Raw genomic sequence first — 22940 nt, 5'->3', positions numbered from 1 at the left:
CTCTTCAAGACCTTGAAATTTGGAACCCTGTTCCTGATAACGCCATCTCTACAAATCGTGCGCGAGGATTCGGTACATCCTGCGTCAGTATCTCCCGGATGCGCAATGCTGCCTGTGGGTCTTTCGCCACCATATACAAGTAGCCTCCCCCACCTGCACCCGGCAACTTATACCCCAGTGCATAGTCCTTAATCTTATTGATAATTTTTTCCACTGCCGGAGGGTTAGTACCGCAATCCAGAGCTTTATTCTGCATCCACGTTTTGCCAACCAATGCACCATAGGCCTCAAAGTCGTTCCTCTGAATAGCTTCTGCCATATCCAATGCATGCGCCTTCATATCTTCCAATATTGCCAAATGGATAGATGAATTAAGGAACATGGAACGCACAATCTCTGCCAGGATACCTTTAGCAGTACGTGTAATTCCCGTATAATATAATAGGTGGCAATCACGATATTCAGGATGCGTAAAGAGATGTTCAGGCAACCAGTGTATTAACGGATTCTGTACAAACCCGGGTTCTGTTTGCAACAGTTTGATGCCTTGTAACACTCCACCATACTGATCTTGCCAACCACCACCCGTTGTCAACAACTGTTCCAGAGCAAGTGTACGACGGCATATTTCATTCTTATCCCACATCAAGCCGCAGAAATCACTTAAAGAGCCTAAAACCGTAGAAGCCAGTATAGAACTGGTTCCCAGACCTGAGCCTGCCGGAATAGCAGATAATAAAGTAATCTCTATACCTGTACCGAATGCCTGCAACTGTTTCTCCAACGAGGGATAACCCACTTCTGAAAACGCCGGGCCAAAACCTGCCAACGTCAGCGCCGCTTTCGGAATAGAGAAAGGAGACCCAATCTTACAGTAATCCTGCAATTCCCCGAAAGTATTCACAACTTCCATCGCTCCCATATCAATAGAGCGCAAAACAATGCGATACTCTTTACAAGGCTTCACATAAACTTGCAAAGGAGGTTGCCCATTCAATTCAATGGCCAGATTCACTACATTTCCACCCGCAAAAAGAGAATATGGCGGAGTATCTGTCCAACCACCCGCAACATCAATACGCACAGGACTACGGCCCCAAACAATCTGATCGCTATATACATTAAGGTGAGGACGGCTTTTCTTCTCATACAAATCAGAAAGGAGCCCTTCGCGCAGCAGCCCGAAAGCCTCTCTTTCATCATTCTGAAAGTCTTTTCCATTCAGCTTGTCTATCTGCGCCCGAAGCATCCGGTTATGGATACGCTGCATCTGAGGTGCATCAGCCGGTAACACATCCGGTTTATCTATCTTCAAACAATGAAAATCTTCGGCAACATCAGCCAAATCCAATTGATAGAAGACACTCTTCTCATAATTGCGTGCCAGCAATTCCCAATTGCCTTTCCGGAAACTCTCGCGCTGTGCATATAATTGACGTAAATCTGCTTTCGCTGAAATTTCATCGGCAGAGAGACGTTGACTGTTCAACCAGATTTTCTTACCTTCCGCCAATTCCGGTTCCGAAGTCATCCAGCGAAGTACCATGCCCATCTGTTCTATATCTTCTACTACTGGAAAGATTCCGGCAGCCTGTAAGTCGTCTTTCCTTCCGATTACATCATCCGGAGTCAATCCACGTTTCGCCAACCAACCAATGAAGGGCATTCCCAGGAACAAAGTCTTTTCACCCCGAATATCTCCTTTAGATACATCATCAAAGCCATACGGACGAACCACCCAACGCTTCTCCGCAAGAGGCACAATGTCTACACACACTCCATCCGGCAGTGCCAACGTCCAGTCATTTCTCGGTACGCCTGTGATAATTTGCCGGGAACCAATCTTCCACGATGCACCAACAAAGCTGTTTTCAATCCAAAGATTATCATTATTAGAAGAAAGAGTTACCCCTATTTCTGCATTCTGCACAAAGATTGCAGGATTTGGTTTTACTTTCCGGTGCATAATCTGACGCTGATCATACACTTTATTCTGTAAAGTGACAGTTGAGGAAAGTAATTCACGGCTCGTTCCATAGTGGTAGAATTCACCACCCGGTAAAGGTAAAATAGCCACAGACAGCTTATTCAACTCATCATCAATAATGCGCGGGTGGTTACCCAGAGACAAACCGAAGTCTGAATATAAATCATAGTACTTCAAATCAGAATACGAAGCATCTTTCTGCGAACGTTTCATCAATAATTCCACCGCCCGATCGCTCAGCAACCAGATACCTATGTCCATCAGAAAGAGATGAGTCTTGGAAAGATTTTCCAACTCTTGCAATGAGGGCTTCTGCAACATAAAATCCAATGCTTCCGGCTGTTTACGGTCAGAAACAAACACCCCATGATGTGTTGCTAATACCGGATCTACCCAGAGTCCATAACATACCACATCTGCATCCGGTATATCCTGCAAAGGTTTCTCGGCACGAATATAGACATCACCACTCGCAATCAGCGTACGCAACTTTTCCGGTGCCCGCTCCATGATTTTCTCATAAAGTGGAACTTGCAAGGATAATAAGTTTTGTCCCAGCTTCTGCCCGCGTGCCCAGCGAAATACCGGTATCGGGGTTAATATCTTTCCGGAGGGAGCATATCCCGGCAGGCGGCGGCTTTGTCCACCGGCATGCAACAGGATACGTTTCTCTGTTGAGTGTTCTGTTTGTTGATTCCTATACCATTCGCGCAAGAGCCAAGTTGTTCCCCCACCCGATCCCAGTTTCATCCCTACAGGATCAGAGGTACAAAACCATTCCGTACGGTCTACATTTTCCAATTCATAGAATGCCGACACAAGATTAGGCGGCAAGGATAATAATTTTTGCATATCCGATTGCTATAATGCTTAATATATTAGCTGCAAATTAAAGCAATCTTAAGCAAAATCCACGAAAAATTTTAATGATTTTGAAAATGAAGATAGAAATATCTCCATTTTCTATTTTTCCAGCATATCTACTACTTGCTGTAATAATGCAGGCATTTTATGGTTGGAATTCTTAATCGTATGAATCTGCTCTTTTCCTTCCGCAGTCAGTGAGAAATACATTTGGCGTTTATCGACTTTACCGATAATACGGGCAATCAGCTTCTTCTCCTCCACAGAGCGTATTAGCTTAGAAGTATTAGAATGAGTAAGTCCTAATGCCTCTGCTATTTCTCCGGAGGTGAGCCGGGGATTATCCAGAAGTGCACAGAGCAACATCCCCTCATTCAACGAGAGGTTGTATTGCTGGATAAACTGGGTTTCAAACTCGGCTATCGCCCGATAAACATCACGAATTTTACATAAATCCTCCATATATTCTCTTTTTTATTTGTTAAATAACAAATAACTAGATGAAAAGGTTGACATTGGCTTTATCTGCCCGCTCCATGTAAGTAGCAACACCACCGATAGTTACCTCATCCAACAGTTCTTCACGACTGATTCCCATCATATCCATTGACATCTGGCAAGCTATAAATTCTACACCCTGTGCGAGAGCCTGAGCACGGAGTGATTCCAAAGAATCCACACCTTTTTGTTTCATAAGGAAGCGCATCATCCGGCTACCCATGCCAAACATATTCATTTTGGATAACTTCAATTTCAAAGAACTGGAAGGAAGCATCATGCCAAACATCTTACCAAAAATATCTTTCTTAACTTTCGGTTTCTGCACTTTCTTCAGAACATTCAATCCCCAGAAAGTGAAAAAGACCGTAACCTTCTGTCCTGTTGCCGCAGCACCATTTGCCAGTACAAAGGTAGCCAAAGCTTTGTCTAAATCATCACTGAAAAGGATCAAAGTTTTTCCCCTACCCGCACCCGCTATTGCTCCGGCAGGAGATGGACAAACAGCAGCTGGATCACCTTTCTCTATAGTTACCGTATAACGGCCTTTTTCTTCATGACTTCCTATCAGACGGTTTCCCGTCGTATCACACCATGCTGAAGCATCACGTGCAAATCCGGCATCAGTTGCCACAATCTCCACTTGTTCTCCCGGAGCAAGAGTATCCATTGCCTTCTTAACTTGCATGATAGGCCCCGGACATTGTAGACCACAGGCATTAATTTTCAATGGCTCTTTAGAAGAGCCCACCGTAGATTCTATTGAATTAACCTGAGGTGTGGCAACTTTATCGGGTACAGGTACAGATGCTACTGCAGCAGAATAGAGCTTATATCCTCCTGAGAGGTTACGCACATTCCGATACCCATTTCCCATCAGGATACGTTGTGCCAGATATCCACGCAACCCTACCGCACAAAACAAGACAACTGGCTTGCTTGTAGGAACTTCCGACATACGATCTCTTAAATCATCCAAGGGAATATTAATTGCTCCCGGAATAGAACCGAAAGAAAATTCCTCGGGAGTACGGGTATCTATCAACATGACTTCATTCTTTTGCTGTACCAGCTCGCGCCAGGTAATAATGGGCATCGCACCGCTTATTATATTAGAAGCCACATATCCTGCAATGGCAATAGGATCTTTAGCCGAAGAGAACGGCGGTGCATAAGTGTGCTCTGTTTCCATCAGATCGTAAACCGTCCCGCCCCGCTTAATAAGTCCGGCAATCTGATCGATACGTTTGTCCACTCCTTCATAACCAATGCACTGTGCACCATATAATTTTCCAGTAACAGGATGGAAAGTTAATTTTAAAGTCAGTGGCAACGCATCCGGATAATAGCCCGCATGAGAAGCAGAATGGGTTACAGAACTCTGATATTCCATCTCCCATTGCTTCAAGCGCTTAGCAGCAAGCCCTGTGGAGGCAACAGTCATATCAAAGACCTTGGCAATAGAAGTGCCAATAGCACCTTCATAAGAAACTTTATTGCCAAATACCATATTATCAGCCACGATACGTCCCTGGCGATTGGCCGGATTAGCCAGATAATTAAGCCATGGTTTTCCGGTCAGCGGATGCGGATATTCAATTGCATCCCCTACGGCATAGATATCTTTCTCAGAAGTTTCCAGATACTCATTTACCCAGATACCTCCGGCTTCTCCTATTTTTAATCCGGCATCTTTGGCCAAAGCAGTTGCCGGACGTACACCAATAGAAAGCAATACCATATCTGCCGAAATTGTCTTCCCACTTTTCAAGAAAACTGTAATACCTTGCTCTGTGCGCTGAAAATGGGTTACTCCTTCTTCCAAATAAAGTGAAACACCCTTCTGAGCCAGATGCTGATGAACAGGAGCGGCCATAGAGAAATCGATAGGTGCCATTACCTGATTACCCATTTCCACTACAGATACAGAGACTCCTGCATGATGCAGATTTTCTGCCATTTCCAATCCGATAAAACCTGCACCAACTACGACTGCACGTTTTACAGCATGTTCTGTGAGATAGGATTTTATATGATCGGTATCTTCGACATTGCGGAGGGTAAAAATACCTTCAGAATCGATACCTTCCAATGGAGGTCGGACAGGTGTGGCTCCCGGTGACAACAGAAGCTTATCATAAGTTTCTTCATATTCGCCTCCGTCAACCGTACGAACCGTAATGGTTTTATTCTGCGGATGAATGGCAATCACTTCATTCTCTACACGCACATCCACTCTGAAGCGCTGACCGAAAGAAGCCGGCGTCTGCACCAGTAACTTCTCACGTTCGTCAATCACGCCACCGATATAATAAGGTAAACCGCAATTTGCATACGATATATACTTTCCCTTCTCTAATAAAAGGATATCAGACTTTTCGTCTACTCTTCTTAATCGCGCCGCCGCTGTAGCTCCCCCGGCAACGCCTCCAATAATTATATACTTCATACTTCTTTATTTTAGTTTTGATGGTGCAAAGAAAATAATATTTTCTAGAATAAAATAGTTTCCATTAGAAAATAATGTTAAAACACAATACAGCAGCATAATAACCAAGAGAATTACTATCATAAAGCATGAAACATACAGAGAAGAAAAAAGTTCATAAATGCAAGATATAAGTCAACAGGAAAGTGTACACACATTTGTTTCAAGGCATATTTATGCCTTGAAAAATCATATAACGACCATAAAAGTCGAGAATTACCAACCGAGTTTTTCGAAACCGGCAGCAGTATACCACCCAGTAGAACGATATGCCTTATCAGTAGCAGTATTAGAAGTTGAAGGAATATAACAGGATACTCCGTTAGTTCCTTCCATAGAAAACATACCGACATAAGAAGAATAATTCATAGAAGTAGTAGCCCAATATGCTACAGCAGAATTAAAAATCTGTCTCCATGCTTCATAAGCATTATCGTCAGTAATCATCCGCATCATACCCACCAGATCATAATACCCTACATGTCCATCCTGATATCCATCAGAGCCACGACGTTGATCATAATCAAACACCGATGCACGAAGTGATGTATTATCAACCGTTTCGGGTAAAATTTGCTTAGTTGTCCTTGCCAGATCGTCCAACCGATCTGTTCTCAATGCACATACAGAAGCCCCACCCGTCCAATTATTATTCGAGATCCCATTACCATCATCATATTTGGCTGCATAAGGTTCGTAATAAGCCTTAGCTATATTCACCGCTACATTCTCAGCAGAAAACATAGCAGGAACAACCACATCATACGAGGCGCCTGGCCCCGGAATCTCAGTCGGAGAACCTATACAATAGTCCGTATAGTCACGTAGCTCATAGGCGACCTCTACTGACAGCATAAGACAAGCATCGAACAATATAAAATCAAAACGAGGAGCAGTCCTCAATATCTCTACAAACTCAGAAATATTCATTCTATTATCACCGTTACCTTTATCCTGTCCCACCCAACGAGTACCAGTTCCCAATGGATAAGGAAGCCAACCGTCTCCATGCGACCAGTAAACCAATCCATAACTATCAGCTTGATATTGGGAATTCAAGAAGACATCAGCAAAAACCTCCTGTGTCTCATCCACACCTACTGAATTACGGCTTGGATAAGTCTTTACTTCCTTTTCTACAACTGTCCCTCCTTCATTCTTCAACTCAAGCAAACGAGGAGATTTACCATCGTCTATATACACCAGAAGATGCACATTGGCATAAGCCTTCGTCATACCCACCTTCATTTCTGCTAAGTCCTGAGAAGCAAATGAAGCAAGACTATTATCTGCCGCAATATATACAAGAACCGTACGATTTCCTATGGAGGTATCCGGTTCCTTATCCTCACATGCAACCAGGAATACAGAGAGACAAACCCACCAAAAGAAATAAAGTTTCGTTTTCATGACTACAGTCTGTTATTTAGGTGAAATCCTTAATTTCTAAGGAGATAAATCCGACTATTCTTCCGGCTTCTTGAAGCGGAATGCATCAGGGTCTATAGGCATTAACACTATCGATTTATTCTTCTTATATTTACTTTTTACCTTTGCAGACTCTTTCTCCAATTTCTTTTTATTCTCAGAGAAATAAATCATGCAAGTATAATCAGGACATTTCAAATCAAATTCCAAGTAATTCTTTAACTGATACGTATAAAGATCACGTTTAGGCAGGAAACCACCTTTATCCAGCTTGATACTATCCAACACTTGGATATCAGTAAAATACACTACCGTGTCATTGAAAGAGGCAGCAACACCGAATGCATACACAGCCTTTTCCTTGCCTTCTTTTCCTTTCTTGAATGAGAATGCCGAGCATACCATAAAAACCAACGCTACGGCAAAAAGTATACGAACGTATTTCATAATCTGTTTTTTTGTTATATGTTGGCGGCAAAGATAATGCAAACCGAGAGCAAAATAAAATGAATTCATTCATTTTTTTATGCTGAAGTGCAGCTCATCTTCACTTTTATGGTAAAAAACAAAAAAAACCGATGACCATAATATGACCATCGGTTTTTAATTCTTTCTATTTGTCGGAAATTGATATTTCTTATTATCCCAAATAAGACTTGAGCAATTTACTACGATTACTTTGTCTTAATCTTCTAATTGCTTTTTCTTTAATCTGACGTACACGTTCACGGGTCAAGCCGAATTTGTCGCCGATTTCTTCCAATGTCATTTCTTGCTGTCCGATACCGAAAAACATCTGTATGATTTCTTTTTCCCTATCGGTTAACGTAGAAAGTGCTCTATCAATTTCCCTCGCAAGAGACTCGTTCACCAAAGAGCGATCCGCCATAGGAGAGTCGTCGTTTACCAACACATCCAGCAAGCTGTTGTCTTCTCCCTCTACGAAAGGTGCGTCCACCGAAATGTGGCGTCCGGATACCTTCAGTGTATCGGAGATTTTATCAACAGGGATTTCCAGTTCATCTGCCAACTCTTCGGGAGACGGGCGACGTTCATTTTCCTGTTCGAACTTGGAGAATGCTTTGCTGATTTTATTCAGCGAGCCTACCTGGTTCAACGGAAGACGCACAATGCGCGACTGTTCTGCCAAAGCCTGCAAAATGGACTGACGTATCCACCATACTGCATAACTGATGAATTTGAAACCACGTGTTTCATCGAACTTTTCGGCGGCCTTTATCAGTCCTAAATTACCCTCGTTAATCAAGTCGGGCAAACTCAAACCTTGGTTCTGGTACTGCTTGGCCACAGATACAACGAAACGCAGATTGGCACGTGTCAACTTCTCCAGTGCGATACGGTCACCCTTGCGGATGCGTTGAGCGAGCTCTACCTCCTCTTCGACAGTTATGAGGTCTTCGCGACCGATTTCCTGCAAATACTTGTCAAGAGAAGCGCTCTCTCTGTTAGTGATACTTTTTGTAATCTTAAGTTGTCTCATTCTTCTAAAACAGATTTGGGTTGCAAAGTTACGACATTTTATTTAGTTACAAGCTAACTTGCCTTAACTTTTTTATCTTATTCACTATACTATTATAAACAAAAAGAATGCCGACAAGTTAGTTGTCGACATCCTTTTTCTTCTTTGTTAGCTAATATTACAATCTTCTTACCTATTACATTTACAATTTACAATTTAATAATGCCAGCTATTAATCCTGAGCGACACTTACCGCATAGCTACCACGTTTTCCAGAAGGGAACATACCTGTAATAAACAATACTTGTTCCTGAGTCTTGGATGCTTCCTTCATCACCTTCTCCAAGTCTTCCACGGTCTTCATCGGTATGTTATTCACTTTAAGAATAATGAAACCTTTGCGAACACCACCTTCTGCCATCTTACCATTGCTAACACCTGTTACTTCAAGACCATAACCCAGATTCAGTTGCTTCTTCAATTCATCAGGTACAGGACGGAAGGCAGCACCAAGAATATCCATATCGGTATTCTTCACTACTTTCGTAGTACCCTGTTCATTCTTCAGCGTCACTTCAATGGTCTTTTCTTTCTTATCACGCATTACTTTTACTTGCGCTTTGTCACCCGGACGATGTTTTGCTAAAGCTTCCTGTAAGTCGGCATACTTGCGAATTGTCTTACCATCCATACCAATGATAACATCATCTACTTTAAGATCGGAACCGGCAGCAGAACCACCTTCTACAATCTCACGTACCCACAAGCCGTCAATAGCATTATATTTTTCTCTGGCCTCTTTCTTAACGTCACTAAACTTCTTACCACTTTCGTCTTTTATTTGCGTGTCACCGGCTTCTTCAATAAGAGGTGTGACCTTAACGCCCAACAATACACGTTGTACTGCACCGAATTGTTTCAAATCAGAAACCACTTTCTTCATGATGCTGGTAGGAATAGCAAAGCCATAACCCGTATTTGAACCTGTCGGTGAGAAAAGAGCAGCATTAATACCAATCAACTCACCACGTGCATTTACCAATGCACCACCACTATTACCCTGATTGATGGCCGCATCCGTCTGAATATACGATTCAATACTTTCTTTTGCCATACCTAAAGAACGAGCTTTAGCACTAACGATACCCGCAGTGACCGTAGAAGTCAGATTAAACGGATTACCTACTGCAAGCACCCATTCGCCTACTTTCAGTGCATCGGAATCGCCCACTGGAATCGTCGGAAAGTCATCTCCTTCTATCTTAATCAAAGCCAAGTCTGTATTTTCATCCGTACCGATGATACGTCCCTTAAACTGACGATTGTCATTCAACGTAACACTGATTTCATCCGCACCGGCAATTACGTGATTGTTCGTTACAATATATCCGTCTTTAGAAATGATGACACCGGAACCAAAACCTGTACGTTCAGGAGTCTGAACCTGTCGTCTTTGTGTACCACCCCGACCCCCGAAGAAGTCACCGAAAAATTCAGAGAACGGATCTCTCACCTCTACTTCCTGAACTTTGGAAGCTTGAGTAGAACGGATATGTACCACAGCGTGAACTGAGTTTTCTGCAGCTTCAGTCAAATCTATCGGTTGAGCATCAACGGCACTGTAAGCAGCCGTACGTACATTCGGATTCTGCCGGAACATATCACTAAATGCAGCAGTACTATCAGCAGGCATATTTTTTTGCAGCATCTTATAGGTGGTTAAACCTGCTACTCCTGAACTGAGAAGTACAATAGCTGCAACCCCAAGAATGTTTTTTGTTGTCTGTTTCATACTTAATTTCTATTCTTTTAATTGTTAATATTCAAATCTTGTTTAACATTTCGACGTTAAAATAACGACAAAAATCGTTCACTTATTCCGCTTGTCACTCTTTTTTGTTCTCTTTTAACAGTGAACTTTTGGGGCTTAACAGCGGTTAACGGCAAGACCTGACAATTTTACATTTATGCACGTTTACTGACGTGAAAATAAGGCAGATAGACGTTAAAACAAAGCAGACCATCTATTTATTTTCGTAGAGGAGATATATCCTTAATTATCAAGGTATTCTATATCCATGTGATAATCCCATTTCGGAAAGTAGAGATTGCCTCCCTCCCATTCCACTTCACCACGCTGGAAGTCGACGGTTTCACTGCGGGGATATTTCTTTTCGGGCATCAAAGGCATACCGTAGTCACTATTCACAATCATACGCCAGGAGTCGATGCCCCCCAGGAAGAAATATTCTTCGTCTGCATTACGGGCGAAAGTAGGAATACCAAATGACTGATCTACAGGTACCCAACCGATACCTTCAAAATAAATCTCTGCCCAGTCATGCAGATTCCACGCTTTGGGATGCATCATGAAACCGCTTTGAAAATGTGCAGGAATGCCACTGATACGACAAAGTGTAATGAACAACAGACTGACCTGACCGCAATCGCCCTTATTGTTATCCAGAACATATTCGGGGATGTTCTCTATGGTAGAGTATTCACGTGCAGAAGCCCAGGGGAAGTTATCATTTACCCAACGAAAGATGCGTTTAGCCTTTAAGAAAGGATTGGTTTCACCCTCTGTCAATTTGGCAGCAAGCTGACGCATACGTGGTGAGAAGATGATATGCTTCTCACGCTCGGCCGTATATTCCTTATATATAGAAGAGGCCGTATCATACGGCTGGATATCTTCCGGCTTCAGATTATGCCATTCAGCATTGGCAGTATACTCAAAGCTTTCGGAGAATACGGTCGGTTCATCCTGCACGGCGCGTTTCTCCATATAGAGGGTGCTGTGAAGGCAATCCTGCGGAGAAAACGTATATTCCGGTTCGCTGGCAGAAATAAACTTCACATCCTGTTGCCGTGGCTGGTCAGTACGCGGATAAGGAAGCCAGCAACGAATCAACTCTCCGGCAGGAACAGCATTGCTGTCTACGGTAAGAGTATAGGTAACACGCATCCGTTTGGGGGTGGTAATCGGATTACCATTCTTCTTCACACTTGCAATAACTTCAGGCAGATTTTCCATATTCACCTTTTCACTTCCACTAAAAGAAACACCGTCTTTCGCAGCTTTTATCTTATAGCAGGCAGAGTCCACGCGGAATAAGTTAGGCCCGGCGTTGCGGAAATAACGTTTCTCGCCATCCAGTGTCATACATTCCAAAGCCTTAGAAGCTTCCCATTGACGCATTTGCTCATCAGTAACATCAGGAATATACTTGCGGATGTAGTCTTTCACTTCAGTTTCTGTACGAGAGAAATCTGTAAGGAGACGTTGATGCAGGTCTTCTTCCCAGGTGTATGGCTTGTTTTCGGGTTTTGTTGTACAAGCAGTTGCCAAGAAGAATAGAGCGGCGGCATACAATACTTTTTTCATAATGATTATTTTTATAGATGATGATGGGACAATACCACTTTATAGTTTCACAACTCCAATACCCGGCAAATCGGGCAATGTAATCTTACCCTTTATCACTTCCATTCCTTTGAAACGGTCGTTAGCAATAAGCAGATTGCCGTCCAGATCGGCAAAATCAACTGCAGGAGAGAATTGAGCGGCAGCGGAACATGCACACGATGTTTCTGTCATACACCCCACCATCACTTTCATACCCAAAGCACGCGCCAATGTCACCATTTTCCAGCCCTCGCGCATACCTGTACATTTCATCAACTTAATATTGATACCATGAAATGCATCTTTCAAACCAGCCACATCACTCAGCCGTTGCAAAGATTCATCGGCAAAGATAGGCAACGGACTTTGCTGCGTCACCCAGGCAATGTCATCCAACTGGGTCTTAGGCATTGGTTGTTCAATCATGACAATCCCTTTTTCATGAAGCCAATGTATCATGTCGATGGCATAATGCTTATCCGTCCAACCCTGATTAGCATCTACGGCAATAGGAAGACTGGTTACGGAACGAATAGTTTCAATCATCTCCTTATCATTCTCACGTCCCAGTTTTACTTTGAGGATATTGAACTGATCCGCACATTCTTTCGTTTTCTCACGTACTACCTCGGGTGTATCAATGCCGATAGTAAAGGTAGTAGAAGGAGCCTTATCTTTATCCAGTCCCCAAATCTTATACCACGGGGCTTGCAGCAATTTTCCCACAAGATCATGCAATGCAATATCGACAGCCGCTTTAGCAGCAGCATCTCCCGGCGAAAGTTTATCCACATAAGCCAGAATATCTTCCAACTGGAAAGGATCGGGGAATTGCCCGATGACATCCTGAACTTTCTTCAGGAAAGCCATTACACTTTCCATTGTACCCAACTCTTTCTGCAGATAGGGCGGCATGGATGCTTCGCCATAACCGGTAATCCCATCATATTCAATCTCCACTTGTACATCAGGAGTTGTGGTGCGTGAGTAAGTAGCCACCGTAAATACATGACGCAACTTCAACTCATACGGGAAAAAACGCAATTTCATCCTGGCATTCACACCACTTTTATTGATATTGAACAGAGACGGGGTGCTTTCCCCTGCAAACACACTGTTAATAGCCACACTGGAACCTAATGCAGCGAAAGCCGCTGTTTTCAGGAAATCTCTTCTGTTTTGCATATTATTCTTTTTTTAAGCTACGTAACTGTATTATTCATAATAAGGGTTTGTTGCCGTTGTATTCAGGGATTCTTCCTTATTTATATAAGGTAACACACGCGTGGCAAACAACAGCCGTCCGAGGTTATATTCATCAAAGAGTTCGTCGGCAGGATCAAAACTACTGACATGCACATCTCCCTGTGAATGAATGAACCGTTTATCCCCAATATACATTCCCACATGTACCACACGCTCTTTACGATCTGCCGTAGCTTTACGGCCGAAGAAGATCAAATCGCCCGGTTGCAGGTTACTAAAATCAGGAGCAACATCGATATGCTCGCCTACATAGGCTTGTTGCGAAGCATCACGCGGAATGATTATATCATGTATGAATAGAATGGTACGCATGAAACCGCTACAATCAATTCCCTTGGAAGAAGTACCCGCCCAAAGATATGGAACGCCCATTAATGTGTGCGCTGTATGGATAATACTGGCAGCATCTTGCTTCAAGGAAGCCCGCCATTTACTTTCCGGCATAGAGATGGATTTTGAGATATACCCCGTCCGTCCATCAGGATAAACAACCTTATAGTAAGCGCCCTTGCTTCCCTCCCACTTCAAGCGGTTACCTGCAACCACATCAGAAACAGTCTGGGAAGTTTGATTAGGTTCGGAATACACGAAGCCGTAATGAGAAATCACCACAATTTTCTCTGCCGCATTCCAGGCATGAAGTTCTTCTTTAGTTACCGGATGAATACCTACACGGTGTACCCAAGCAATGTAATTATCCGGTGTCTGAATGCGATACCAGCCGTCGCGTTGCAACACGCGGATGGGCATTCCCATCAATCCCTGCGTCATCATTTCGGATGAGAAATCCGGTTCTACACGAAGATTGGATACCGATACATTAATGATGCCATATGTTTTTCCTTCCAGCCCAGCCTCATCCGGCAATACCTGCAGACAGTCCATTACTTTATAATTGGCTTTCGACAATCCATTGAGAAGAGCCACTTTCGCTTCAGAAGAGGTGGTTACACCACGTAACATCACATTTTTACCGGCAAAGGAATAATCTACATCAAAAAGTGCCACTCGTTTGTCCGGGGCATACTGACGTTTCAAACTGTCGGATAATTGTGCCACATCGGCAGGAATAGTCCTGTCCCCGACTTCCGAAGCCACCGAACATAACGAAGCGAAAAGGAACAGGGATACGATAGGAATAAGTCTTTTCATTAGCTAAAATGATTTGGGGGTTATTAAGTATTAGCAAAGTTAGAAATAATTTCTATTTTGGTTATATATTTTCAGGAATATTAAGATATAGTTTTAGAATGAAATCCACCAACTCCGTATCAAGTCCAAGCATATAGACACGGAGCAGGTACGAAGTTGATGCAGATCAGACAGAGAGCAGATAAAACATTGATCATGTCCGCTTGCAAAGAAGAATAAAAAGAGGAACAAATGCCTCATTCTTCAGAAGAAGTTAAAAAACTCGGCAAGGTTTTGTATCCACTGGCATAAAAGTCGTATCTTTGTCGGACAAAAGCAGTTGGTCGGTCTGTCGCTTGCGCTTCGGCGTATGAGGAAAGTCCGGGCAACACAGAGCATCCCACTTCCTAACAGAAAGCTGTCCGCGAGGGTAGAGTAACGTAGAAGAAAACAACCGCCTGCGTCTTCGGGCGTCGGTAAGGGTGAGAAGGTGGGGTAAGAGCCTACCAGTCTTGTGGCGACACAAGGGCTGTGCGTCTTGGGAGTTGTAAGGTCATGTAAACCGACACTATGAGAGCTGCTCGCTCCACGTCGGAGGGTAGACCGCTAAAGCTTGTATGGTGACATACAGCTCAGATAAATGATGGACACCTTGATGAATGAAGAATTAAGAATGAATAACGAAGAATTCTTCCTGAAAACAAGGAACAGAACCCGGCTTACAGACCGACTGCTTTTTTTTAATGAAGAACTGAGAATGAAGAATGAATAAACGTATTACTGCTCTTTGGAAATTCCTGACATACGACATTTGGCGTATTACGGAGGACGAAGTCACTAAAACGACCTTCTCCCTCTATAATATTATCAAAACAATCTATCTATGCATTAACCGTTTCACCAAAGACAGACTGGTAAACAAGGCTTCTGCCCTAACTTACAGCACGCTGCTCGCCATTGTTCCCATTCTTGCCATCCTGTTTGCCATCGCACGCGGATTCGGCTTCGACAATCTTATGGAAAGTCAAGTACGAATGGGATTTGGAGGACACAATCAAACGACGGAAGTAATCCTACAGTTTGTCAATTCTTACCTGTCGCAAACCAAGAGTGGCATATTCATCGGAGTGGGTTTAATCATGTTGTTATGGACGGTTATCAACCTGATCAGCAGCATTGAAATCACGTTCAATCGTATTTGGGAAATAAAAAAAGCACGAAGTATGTACCGTAAAATCACGGACTACTTCTCCATGTTCTTACTGATGCCTATATTGATTGTGATTTCGGGTGGTCTCTCTATCTTCATGTCCACCAGCTTAAAGTACATAGAAGACTTTGTTCTGCTGGCTCCTATCCTGAAGTTCCTGATACGCCTGATACCTTTCGTGCTGACGTGGTTTATGTTTACGGGACTCTACATCTATATGCCGAATACCAAAGTAAGGTTTAAGCCTGCACTCATTTCAGGAATTCTTGCAGGAACGGCACACCAGGCATTCCAGTTTCTCTATATCAGTGGTCAGCTATGGGTATCACGCTATAATGCCATTTATGGTAGTTTTGCCGCACTCCCTTTGTTTCTGCTTTGGCTTCAGATATCATGGACCATCTGCCTGTTTGGCGCAGAACTGACCTATGCAGGACAAAACATCCGGAATTTCAGCTTTGACAAGGATACCAAAAATATCAGCAGAAGGTTCCGGGATTTTGTTTCCATTCTTATCATGTCTCTTATAGCTAAGCGGTTTGAAGAGAATATTAAGCCGTACACTGCCGAAGAAATGTCCGAAGAATGCCAGATTCCTATCCGCCTGACGCATCAGGTGCTATACGAGCTACAGGAAATCAACCTGCTGCATGAAGTGGTAGATGAAAAAGACGAGGTAATCGGTTATCAGCCTGCAATGGACATCAACAAACTGAATGTCGCACTATTGTTGGACAGACTGGATACGCACGGCTCGGAAGATTTCAAGATTGATAAGGAAAAAGAATTCAGCGATCAATGGGAGGTGCTGATGAAGGCACGCGAAGAGTATTATAAGAGTGCGAGCCATGTATTGCTGAAAGACCTTCAATGACTCTCCACTCTCCATTCTCAACTCTCAACTTATCTCAGTATTTATTGTAAGAAACCACCTTTTCTTTCGGCTTTCTTGATTTCTTCCGCTTCTCTTTCACGGAATAGCCAATGGTGATAACCAACAGCAAGCGCTTGGAAGACGGAATACCGGTCAGCTTCTTGATTTCTTTCTCATCAAACCAACCAAGAATACAAGAGCCCAACCCTTCACTCTCAGCAGCCAATGTGATATGAGCAGTGGCAATGCCAATATCTATTAAAGGGAAATACTTGTCTTTAATCTTTGCACCCAGAAATGAAGTTACGTTCATTGATTCCTCCACCACCAAAATGTGTACAGGAGCATCTTTAGCGAACTTATTCATTCCCAGTCCGGCAGTGGCCTTACCAACTTTGACGGAAAGCTCCGGATCATTGATTACAACAAACTTCCACGGCTGCGCATTACAAGCCGAAGGTGCCAGACGGGCAGCTTCCAATATCCGTTCCAGCTTCTCACGCTCAACAGGACGGCTCATATCATAAGCACGGTCACTCTGCCGGGAAGCAACTAACTTCAGAAAATCTTCCATATCTATTAGTTAAACTGTATCATCCGGCTGATATACTTACCAATAATATCAAATTCGAGATTCACTACACTACCTGCTTTGATATCGTGGAAGTTCGTATGCTCGAAAGTGTAAGGAATAATAGCTACCTGGAAAGTATCGTCTGTCGGGTTGCACACTGTCAGGCTTACCCCGTTCACGGTTACCGAACCTTTGTCCACCGTGATATATCCACGCTTGGCCATTTCCTTATCGAAAGCATACCGAAAGGTGAAGTAATAACTTCCTTCAGCATCTTCCACACTCATACAAGTGGCAGTCTGGTCCACATGTCCCTGCACAATATGCCCGTCCAGACGGCCGTTCATCATCATGCTGCGTTCTACGTTCACTGAATCTCCGACTTTCAGAAGCCCAAGATTAGAACGTTCCAATGTTTCCTTCATGGCAGTAACCGTATAGGAATCCTCCGTCATGCTGACTACCGTAAGGCACACACCATTGTGAGATACACTCTGGTCTATCTTCAATTCATTTACAAATGAGCACTTGAACGTGAAGTGTACGTTCTCTTGTTCTTTTACCAATGCCACCAAGGTGGCGCATTCTTCTACTATTCCGGAAAACATAATTCTATTTACAATTTAAAGATTTACAATTCCTAAAAACCTACTTCAATGGCAAAGATACGAAAAGAGTGTCATATTCCATGCGGTTTTTTAAAAAAGGATAAGTACTTATGAAATCTCTGAATCCGGATAAGTGGAAGGGGTTGTGCCGAATGTATCCACAAAATGCTTCCTAAAAGTAGGAATATCATTATACCCCACCATCTCTACCACCTCCTGAACAGCATATATCTTTTGTTTGAGCAATGTAGCTGCTTTACGCATACGCACTCCTCTTATCAACTCGATAATGGTGAAGTCCGTACTTTGTTTCACCTTGCGGTATAAAGTCGGCTGGCTCATATTCAACTCCGAAGCCAACTTCTTCACACTGAAATCGGCCTCAGCCATATTCTCTTCGATTATTTTCACCACCGAACAGATAAACGGGTCTTCCATTTTTGCTTTCTCTTCAGATTCAGCCTCCCCTTCTGCAACATCAGGTGTCATCAGCAAGTTAGTGTACATTTGCTTCAGGTTTACACGGGCATTAATCAGGTTGCGCACCCTTGCTTTCAGAATACCCGGAGTGAAAGGTTTCAGAATATAATCATCCGCACCTAATTCCAACCCCCGAATAATGTCATCGTCTTCCACTTTAGCTGTCAACATGATGAATGGAATATGACAGGTCTCCAGTCCTTCTTTCAGTTCACGGCAACACTCAAATCCGTCTTTCACAGGCATCATCACATCGCAGAGTATCAGGTCGGGATGTTCCTTGACCGCTATATCGACACCCTCCTGCCCATTAGTTGCCAACAGCAAATCATATTCTTTATAGAAAAGAACTTTCAGGTATAGCCTGATATCTTTATGATCCTCAACGATTAGTAATGTTTTTCTTTCTTTTTGGACTAATGAGACAGCTTCCGGAGTTACCTGTACCACGTCCTCATCAGGTACAGATACATTTTGACTGGGTTCTTCCGTCACAGAAGGTATTTCTTCCGATTCCTCCTGTGGCTCCGGTTCTACGAACAGAATATTCGGATCATTTTCCAAAGCTGCCTTCCCCATGGGAAGTTCCACGATCACCTCAGTACCTTCTCCCTCCCGGCTCTTCATAACAATCGTCCCATGATGAAGCTGAATGATCTTTTCCATTACTCCATATCCCAGTTCAAGATCGGTCAAATCCGACTTTATTTCTTCACTTATGAATTGAGAGGCTTCTTTCACCCTATTTTTGCCGTTGTCCTCTACAACAATTACACAATAGCGCACTCCATCGCGCACCATCTCCTGTAGCAAGAGAGAAACATCACCGGAAAAACGCACGTGATTGAAAGCATTGGAAAGCAAGTTATGCAGCACAAAGCGTATCCGCTTATTATCCGCCCAGATTTCCATATCCTTTTTTATTTTTTTATCGTACCTGAGGTTAAACTGATTAATCCGCACCAGCTCGCCAACAGCAACCACTACCCCATCCACCAATCTTTCAATAGAATAAGGGGCCACTTTCAACTTGTCGGTCAACGATCCCTGAGTATAAATAGCCAGCAACTGATTGCATGCATCCAGCATTCCTAACGAGTTCCGATAGGCTACCCGCAATTTCGAAAGAATCCCTGCAGGCAACCCCGACTCCTGCGCCACCTCTTTTAAAGGTGCAATAATCAAGGACAACGGCGTTCGCAACTCCTCCATAAACTTCGTTAGCAACTGATTGCGCATAACTTCTATCTCTTGCTTCTGTTCTTGTTCCATTTTTGTAAGATTTAAATTTTCCCTCAATTCCATTTCCCGGGATTTATACATTTCGCGCCTTCTCCCTTTATGTTCTATATAACAATATACGGCATACATTCCTCCGACAAAAAGAAGCAGATATCCCGATTTCGCCCAAAACGTATTCCACCAATATGTTTTCACCCGAATAGGTATTTCTATCAGCTCACTCTCACTTGCATCTGGATAAACAAGTTTCACTTGCAGCGTATACTTGCCTACCGGGAGCTTCCTGAAGGAAATCCCATCTTCCAACGCTCCATTTTTCCACTCCTCATCAGGCAGCAGGCGGTAAACTTGTTTATGTTGCATGATACCATATTCCAAATCGGAAAAATAGAAAGTAAAGTCATCATTTCCCGGTCCAAAAACAAAGTTACGTTGCAAGTCCGGAGTTGTTTTCAACACCACCTGTCCGTTTAGCACTTGTCCGATGGACGCAACACTTCCATTTACCCAAAGTTCTGCCAGCCTCAAAGCATTTTTGTTCCGTTCCGCCTTAATGGCCATCGGATCAAAAAAAGTCAAGCCAAGCGAACTGGCCCATAGCAGGCGTCCGTCACGAAGACGGCAAACTTCATTGGAATATCCGAACGAGGCATAATTATAAAGCAAGGACTCATTATTTCTTATCGTCACAATCCCCGAATTACTTCCTGCCCAAGTATTTCCATTTTCATCGTCTACCATGCAGAATATATGACTGCTGCTCAATCCGTTGAGCAAAGTAAACACATTCTCTATTTTCCCTTTTTCACGTCCGTCAATACGAAGAATCTTATCGGAACAAGAAGCCAGGATCTGATTATAGCTATTGACATATATGGAATAGACGGGAGCAACCTCCAGGCCTGCATCCCGTTCATATTCACCAATCAGTTTGAACGTATTACCTTGGTTTTCCATTCGTTTCAGCCCTACACCTGTCCCCAGCCAAATGTCGCCATCTTTATCTTCCGCTATTGAATTTATCTCTTTTATTTTCCGGCCTTCATATTCCACGGAAACGATTCTACACTTCCCGGATTTAGAATCGAAAAGTATCAGTTCGTTTGTCGTAATGATCCACAACCGGTTCCTGGAGTCCACACAGAACTGATGAACAGCCTCGGAGAAATCGGTCGTTCCCTCAGGAGCCAATGTAAAGGTCATTACTTCCTCCGTTGTAGGACTAATACAGACTACCCCGCCATGTGAATCTCCCAACCACAAAAGCCCATTCTTATCTTCATCCATCCGGTAGATTTCGCCCTGTTTCAATCCTTTCGTCCAAGGTACAAAGACCGTTCTTTTCGAAAGCCCGCTTGACGTGCTTCGCCATAGCTTTCCTTTATCTGTCAGAATCCAGATATGTCCCCACTGGTCTTCTTCTATCCCCGCAACACCCGCATCGAATGTCTGTTCCAGAGTATTAAATGTTTTTGCTGTGCAATGCATGTAGTAAGAACCGCTTCCAAAAGTGGCAATCCACAAAATCTGCTGTTCTTCGTGCCACAGCAAATCTGTAATCTTCCCTTCCATCCTGAAAGGATAAGACTGCTCCATATACTCAAAGCGACATGCAGAGTCAACCAGTTCTTTCGAATCAAACTTCAGTGAGAAAAGCCCTTTCCATGTCGCCACATAATAATTCACATCATCCACACAAACGATATCAGTTATATAGGTGTCCTGAAGCAAACTCCGGTCAGTTCCTGTACTCTGAATCTGATGGAATGTCTTTTGCTTCAGATTGTACAATTCAATGTCAGAATAGGAAGGACATATCCACAAATAATCCCCATACTGGTAGAGTGTAGTAATTTTATTATCCTGCCGCCTGTCCAAGAAGTCCGCCTTTGCACTTTTGATATCATAAATCATTACCCTCGTCCGGTCGACACAAGCAAAAAGAGCTTCCTTTCCTCTACCGGAGAGGTTAGACACCTCCCCCTTTACATGCGGTTCTTCCGACAAATGAATGGTAATACCATCTTCGTTCCGCTTCTTGCTACGCATTGCTGCACCGGTATACAATCCGTTTGTAGTACCGATATAGAAGTTCTGCTCATCCGCTATATAAAAAGAAAGAATATCCTGCTTTTTTATCGGCCTGTCATAAGAAACAGGCAGATACTCCTCTTTCTGCGGATCAAAACAAGCAATTCCTCCTTGCAGCAGTTGAAGATAAAGCAATCCGTCGGGACTTTGAGAAATAGACGTAACAGCACATGAGACAAACGGCAGTAGGCCCGAATCCCGACACAATATCAACGGAAAGTTCCTGATTCTGAATCCATCATACCGACTGATTCCCATATCGGTGGCAAGCCACACGAAACCATCACCTTCATGATGGATAGCATAAACTGTGTTATTATCCAGACCATTCTTCATGGCCACCGGCACCAGATTCCCGTATGAAATGGAAAAGGCCGCAATACAACGAATCTGTAATAGGCAGATTGCCAGTAGTAATTTCGTTATTGAAAGTCGTATTATTCGCATTATTCTATCACTATGTCGTGAATTTAAAATATCCTACAAATATAATGCAATTAATTTAAATAGTAAAAAATTATTAATAACAAAGTTTGTGTGTGCATTAATTCTTAATCATTCCAAAGTAATACAAAATTCCCCCCTGAAAGTATTACTATCAGAGGGGAATTCTTGTTTGTTTTGTTCTATTCCTCACTTTTTTACATTCAAGTTCTCATTCACTATATTTCAACAGCTTAAAACTATACGTTCCCTTCTGCATCTGAAAACTATAATTACCCCTAAAAACTACAGGTACTTTTACAAGAGTATTGGCTTCATCGCTAACTTTAAAATAGAGATAACTTTCCGATTCAAACTCATAAGTATAATCGTCGCTATTCTTCATCGGGGTAAGCGACAAGCCTTGTGCACGCCAATCGAACAGATCCGAAGAGTAAGAATAATCGGTTCCCCAATAATACACCTGCTCCTTTTCAAAACTGAACTTCAGTTCCACATTCAACGCAAAACCTTCGGCTGCCGTCCCGTTACGCGTTACGGCCTTATAATTTCCCGACATTACGACTTTCTCAAAATCCTTGTCTGAGATTCTGGTACAGTCATGCAATTCATTGCTATTCTGACGCAGCGCTTCAAGCACGCCGCGAACCTCTTCAGTCAGGACAGAAGGTATATTGTCTACTCCGGCAACACTATATGAAGCATATTCTACTCCATACGTATCCATTATCGATTCAAAAAGGGATGTTGATTCCACTACATCATCTGCAGTGCTTGTACAAGAAGTAAAGCCAAACGCCAACGCGATGACAATAAAAAAATAAATAGTCTTCATAAATGGGTCCTCCTTAATTATTTGTTTTGTT

The 22940-nt window shown here is 43.0% G+C and carries 15 protein-coding genes and 1 other RNA gene; 2 read left to right on the top strand and 14 right to left on the bottom strand.

Features of this window, described 5'->3' with window-relative positions:
* Positions 1-4: 4 nt before the first annotated feature.
* The 10 genes from DW182_RS13265 to DW182_RS13220 all read right to left on the bottom strand — a co-directional run bounded on the left by DW182_RS13265 (position 5) and on the right by DW182_RS13220 (position 14572).
* Entirely contained in the window at positions 5-2839 is a 2835-nt protein-coding gene (locus DW182_RS13265; protein ID WP_117707742.1) for a bifunctional fucokinase/fucose-1-phosphate guanylyltransferase, read from the bottom strand.
* 111 nt (positions 2840-2950) lie between these two features.
* Entirely contained in the window at positions 2951-3313 is a 363-nt protein-coding gene (locus tag DW182_RS13260) for a MarR family winged helix-turn-helix transcriptional regulator (RefSeq protein ID WP_115502755.1), read from the bottom strand.
* Positions 3314-3347: 34 nt separating this feature from the next.
* The gene (locus DW182_RS13255; protein ID WP_118295828.1) at positions 3348-5798 is read right to left on the bottom strand and encodes an FAD-dependent oxidoreductase; all 2451 of its coding nucleotides are present in this window, start codon (positions 5796-5798) and stop codon (positions 3348-3350) included.
* A 255-nt stretch (positions 5799-6053) separates the two neighbouring features.
* The gene (locus tag DW182_RS13250) at positions 6054-7247 is read right to left on the bottom strand and encodes a clostripain-related cysteine peptidase (RefSeq protein ID WP_118295827.1); all 1194 of its coding nucleotides are present in this window, start codon (positions 7245-7247) and stop codon (positions 6054-6056) included.
* Between the two features lie 54 nt (positions 7248-7301).
* On the bottom strand, positions 7302-7712 hold the full coding sequence (locus tag DW182_RS13245; RefSeq protein WP_118295826.1) for a hypothetical protein: 411 nt from the start codon (positions 7710-7712) through the stop codon (positions 7302-7304).
* A 193-nt stretch (positions 7713-7905) separates the two neighbouring features.
* Positions 7906-8766, bottom strand: a complete 861-nt coding sequence (locus tag DW182_RS13240; protein ID WP_007209697.1) for an RNA polymerase sigma factor RpoD/SigA — start codon at positions 8764-8766, stop codon at positions 7906-7908.
* A 211-nt stretch (positions 8767-8977) separates the two neighbouring features.
* Positions 8978-10537, bottom strand: a complete 1560-nt coding sequence (locus DW182_RS13235; RefSeq protein ID WP_118295825.1) for a trypsin-like peptidase domain-containing protein — start codon at positions 10535-10537, stop codon at positions 8978-8980.
* Between the two features lie 261 nt (positions 10538-10798).
* Entirely contained in the window at positions 10799-12133 is a 1335-nt protein-coding gene (locus DW182_RS13230; protein WP_118295824.1) for a transglutaminase family protein, read from the bottom strand.
* 39 nt (positions 12134-12172) lie between these two features.
* Entirely contained in the window at positions 12173-13339 is a 1167-nt protein-coding gene (locus DW182_RS13225; protein ID WP_118295823.1) for a dipeptide epimerase, read from the bottom strand.
* 30 nt (positions 13340-13369) lie between these two features.
* Complete coding sequence (locus DW182_RS13220) at positions 13370-14572, bottom strand: NlpC/P60 family protein (RefSeq protein WP_118295822.1); 1203 nt, start codon at positions 14570-14572, stop codon at positions 13370-13372.
* A 315-nt stretch (positions 14573-14887) separates the two neighbouring features.
* Between DW182_RS13220 and rnpB the strand changes: the two genes are divergently transcribed.
* Together rnpB and DW182_RS13210 are read left to right on the top strand one after the other, a co-directional pair.
* Positions 14888-15289, top strand: an RNA gene (gene rnpB / locus DW182_RS13215) — RNase P RNA component class A.
* A 26-nt stretch (positions 15290-15315) separates the two neighbouring features.
* Entirely contained in the window at positions 15316-16635 is a 1320-nt protein-coding gene (locus DW182_RS13210) for a YihY/virulence factor BrkB family protein (protein WP_118295821.1), read from the top strand.
* Between the two features lie 34 nt (positions 16636-16669).
* Here DW182_RS13210 and DW182_RS13205 read toward each other — a convergent pair whose 3' ends face one another.
* The 4 genes from DW182_RS13205 to DW182_RS13190 all read right to left on the bottom strand — a co-directional run bounded on the left by DW182_RS13205 (position 16670) and on the right by DW182_RS13190 (position 22909).
* Positions 16670-17209, bottom strand: a complete 540-nt coding sequence (locus tag DW182_RS13205; RefSeq protein ID WP_118295820.1) for a nitroreductase family protein — start codon at positions 17207-17209, stop codon at positions 16670-16672.
* A gap of 5 nt (positions 17210-17214) precedes the next feature.
* Positions 17215-17817: a riboflavin synthase gene (locus tag DW182_RS13200; RefSeq protein ID WP_118295819.1), complete on the bottom strand. Its 603-nt coding sequence runs from the start codon at positions 17815-17817 to the stop codon at positions 17215-17217.
* A 108-nt stretch (positions 17818-17925) separates the two neighbouring features.
* Positions 17926-22077, bottom strand: coding sequence for a response regulator (locus DW182_RS13195; RefSeq protein ID WP_118295818.1), 4152 nt, complete (start codon positions 22075-22077; stop codon positions 17926-17928).
* Between the two features lie 208 nt (positions 22078-22285).
* Positions 22286-22909 carry a DUF5033 domain-containing protein gene (locus DW182_RS13190; RefSeq protein WP_118295817.1) on the bottom strand — a complete coding sequence of 208 codons (624 nt, stop codon included), beginning with the start codon at positions 22907-22909 and terminating at the stop codon, positions 22286-22288.
* Between the last annotated feature and the right edge of the window lie 31 nt (positions 22910-22940).

It is taken from the genome of Bacteroides sp. AM16-24, assembly GCF_003471885.1.
Taxonomy (GTDB): Bacteria; Bacteroidota; Bacteroidia; order Bacteroidales; family Bacteroidaceae; genus Bacteroides.
Note: the sequence above shows the minus strand (reverse complement) of the source record. Positions and strands in the feature narration are given on the sequence as shown.

Excerpts from the sequence above, each read along its gene's own strand:
- DW182_RS13265 (WP_117707742.1), bottom strand. The coding sequence starts at position 2,839 with ATGCAAAAATTATTATCCTTGCCGCCTAATCTTGTGTCGGCATTCTAT.
- DW182_RS13260 (WP_115502755.1), bottom strand. The coding sequence starts at position 3,313 with ATGGAGGATTTATGTAAAATTCGTGATGTTTATCGGGCGATAGCCGAG.
- DW182_RS13255 (WP_118295828.1), bottom strand. The coding sequence starts at position 5,798 with ATGAAGTATATAATTATTGGAGGCGTTGCCGGGGGAGCTACAGCGGCG.
- DW182_RS13250 (WP_118295827.1), bottom strand. The coding sequence starts at position 7,247 with ATGAAAACGAAACTTTATTTCTTTTGGTGGGTTTGTCTCTCTGTATTC.
- DW182_RS13245 (WP_118295826.1), bottom strand. The coding sequence starts at position 7,712 with ATGAAATACGTTCGTATACTTTTTGCCGTAGCGTTGGTTTTTATGGTA.
- DW182_RS13240 (WP_007209697.1), bottom strand. The coding sequence starts at position 8,766 with ATGAGACAACTTAAGATTACAAAAAGTATCACTAACAGAGAGAGCGCT.
- DW182_RS13235 (WP_118295825.1), bottom strand. The coding sequence starts at position 10,537 with ATGAAACAGACAACAAAAAACATTCTTGGGGTTGCAGCTATTGTACTT.
- DW182_RS13230 (WP_118295824.1), bottom strand. The coding sequence starts at position 12,133 with ATGAAAAAAGTATTGTATGCCGCCGCTCTATTCTTCTTGGCAACTGCT.
- DW182_RS13225 (WP_118295823.1), bottom strand. The coding sequence starts at position 13,339 with ATGCAAAACAGAAGAGATTTCCTGAAAACAGCGGCTTTCGCTGCATTA.
- DW182_RS13220 (WP_118295822.1), bottom strand. The coding sequence starts at position 14,572 with ATGAAAAGACTTATTCCTATCGTATCCCTGTTCCTTTTCGCTTCGTTA.
- DW182_RS13210 (WP_118295821.1), top strand. The coding sequence starts at position 15,316 with ATGAATAAACGTATTACTGCTCTTTGGAAATTCCTGACATACGACATT.
- DW182_RS13205 (WP_118295820.1), bottom strand. The coding sequence starts at position 17,209 with ATGGAAGATTTTCTGAAGTTAGTTGCTTCCCGGCAGAGTGACCGTGCT.
- DW182_RS13200 (WP_118295819.1), bottom strand. The coding sequence starts at position 17,817 with ATGTTTTCCGGAATAGTAGAAGAATGCGCCACCTTGGTGGCATTGGTA.
- DW182_RS13195 (WP_118295818.1), bottom strand. The coding sequence starts at position 22,077 with ATGCGAATAATACGACTTTCAATAACGAAATTACTACTGGCAATCTGC.
- DW182_RS13190 (WP_118295817.1), bottom strand. The coding sequence starts at position 22,909 with ATGAAGACTATTTATTTTTTTATTGTCATCGCGTTGGCGTTTGGCTTT.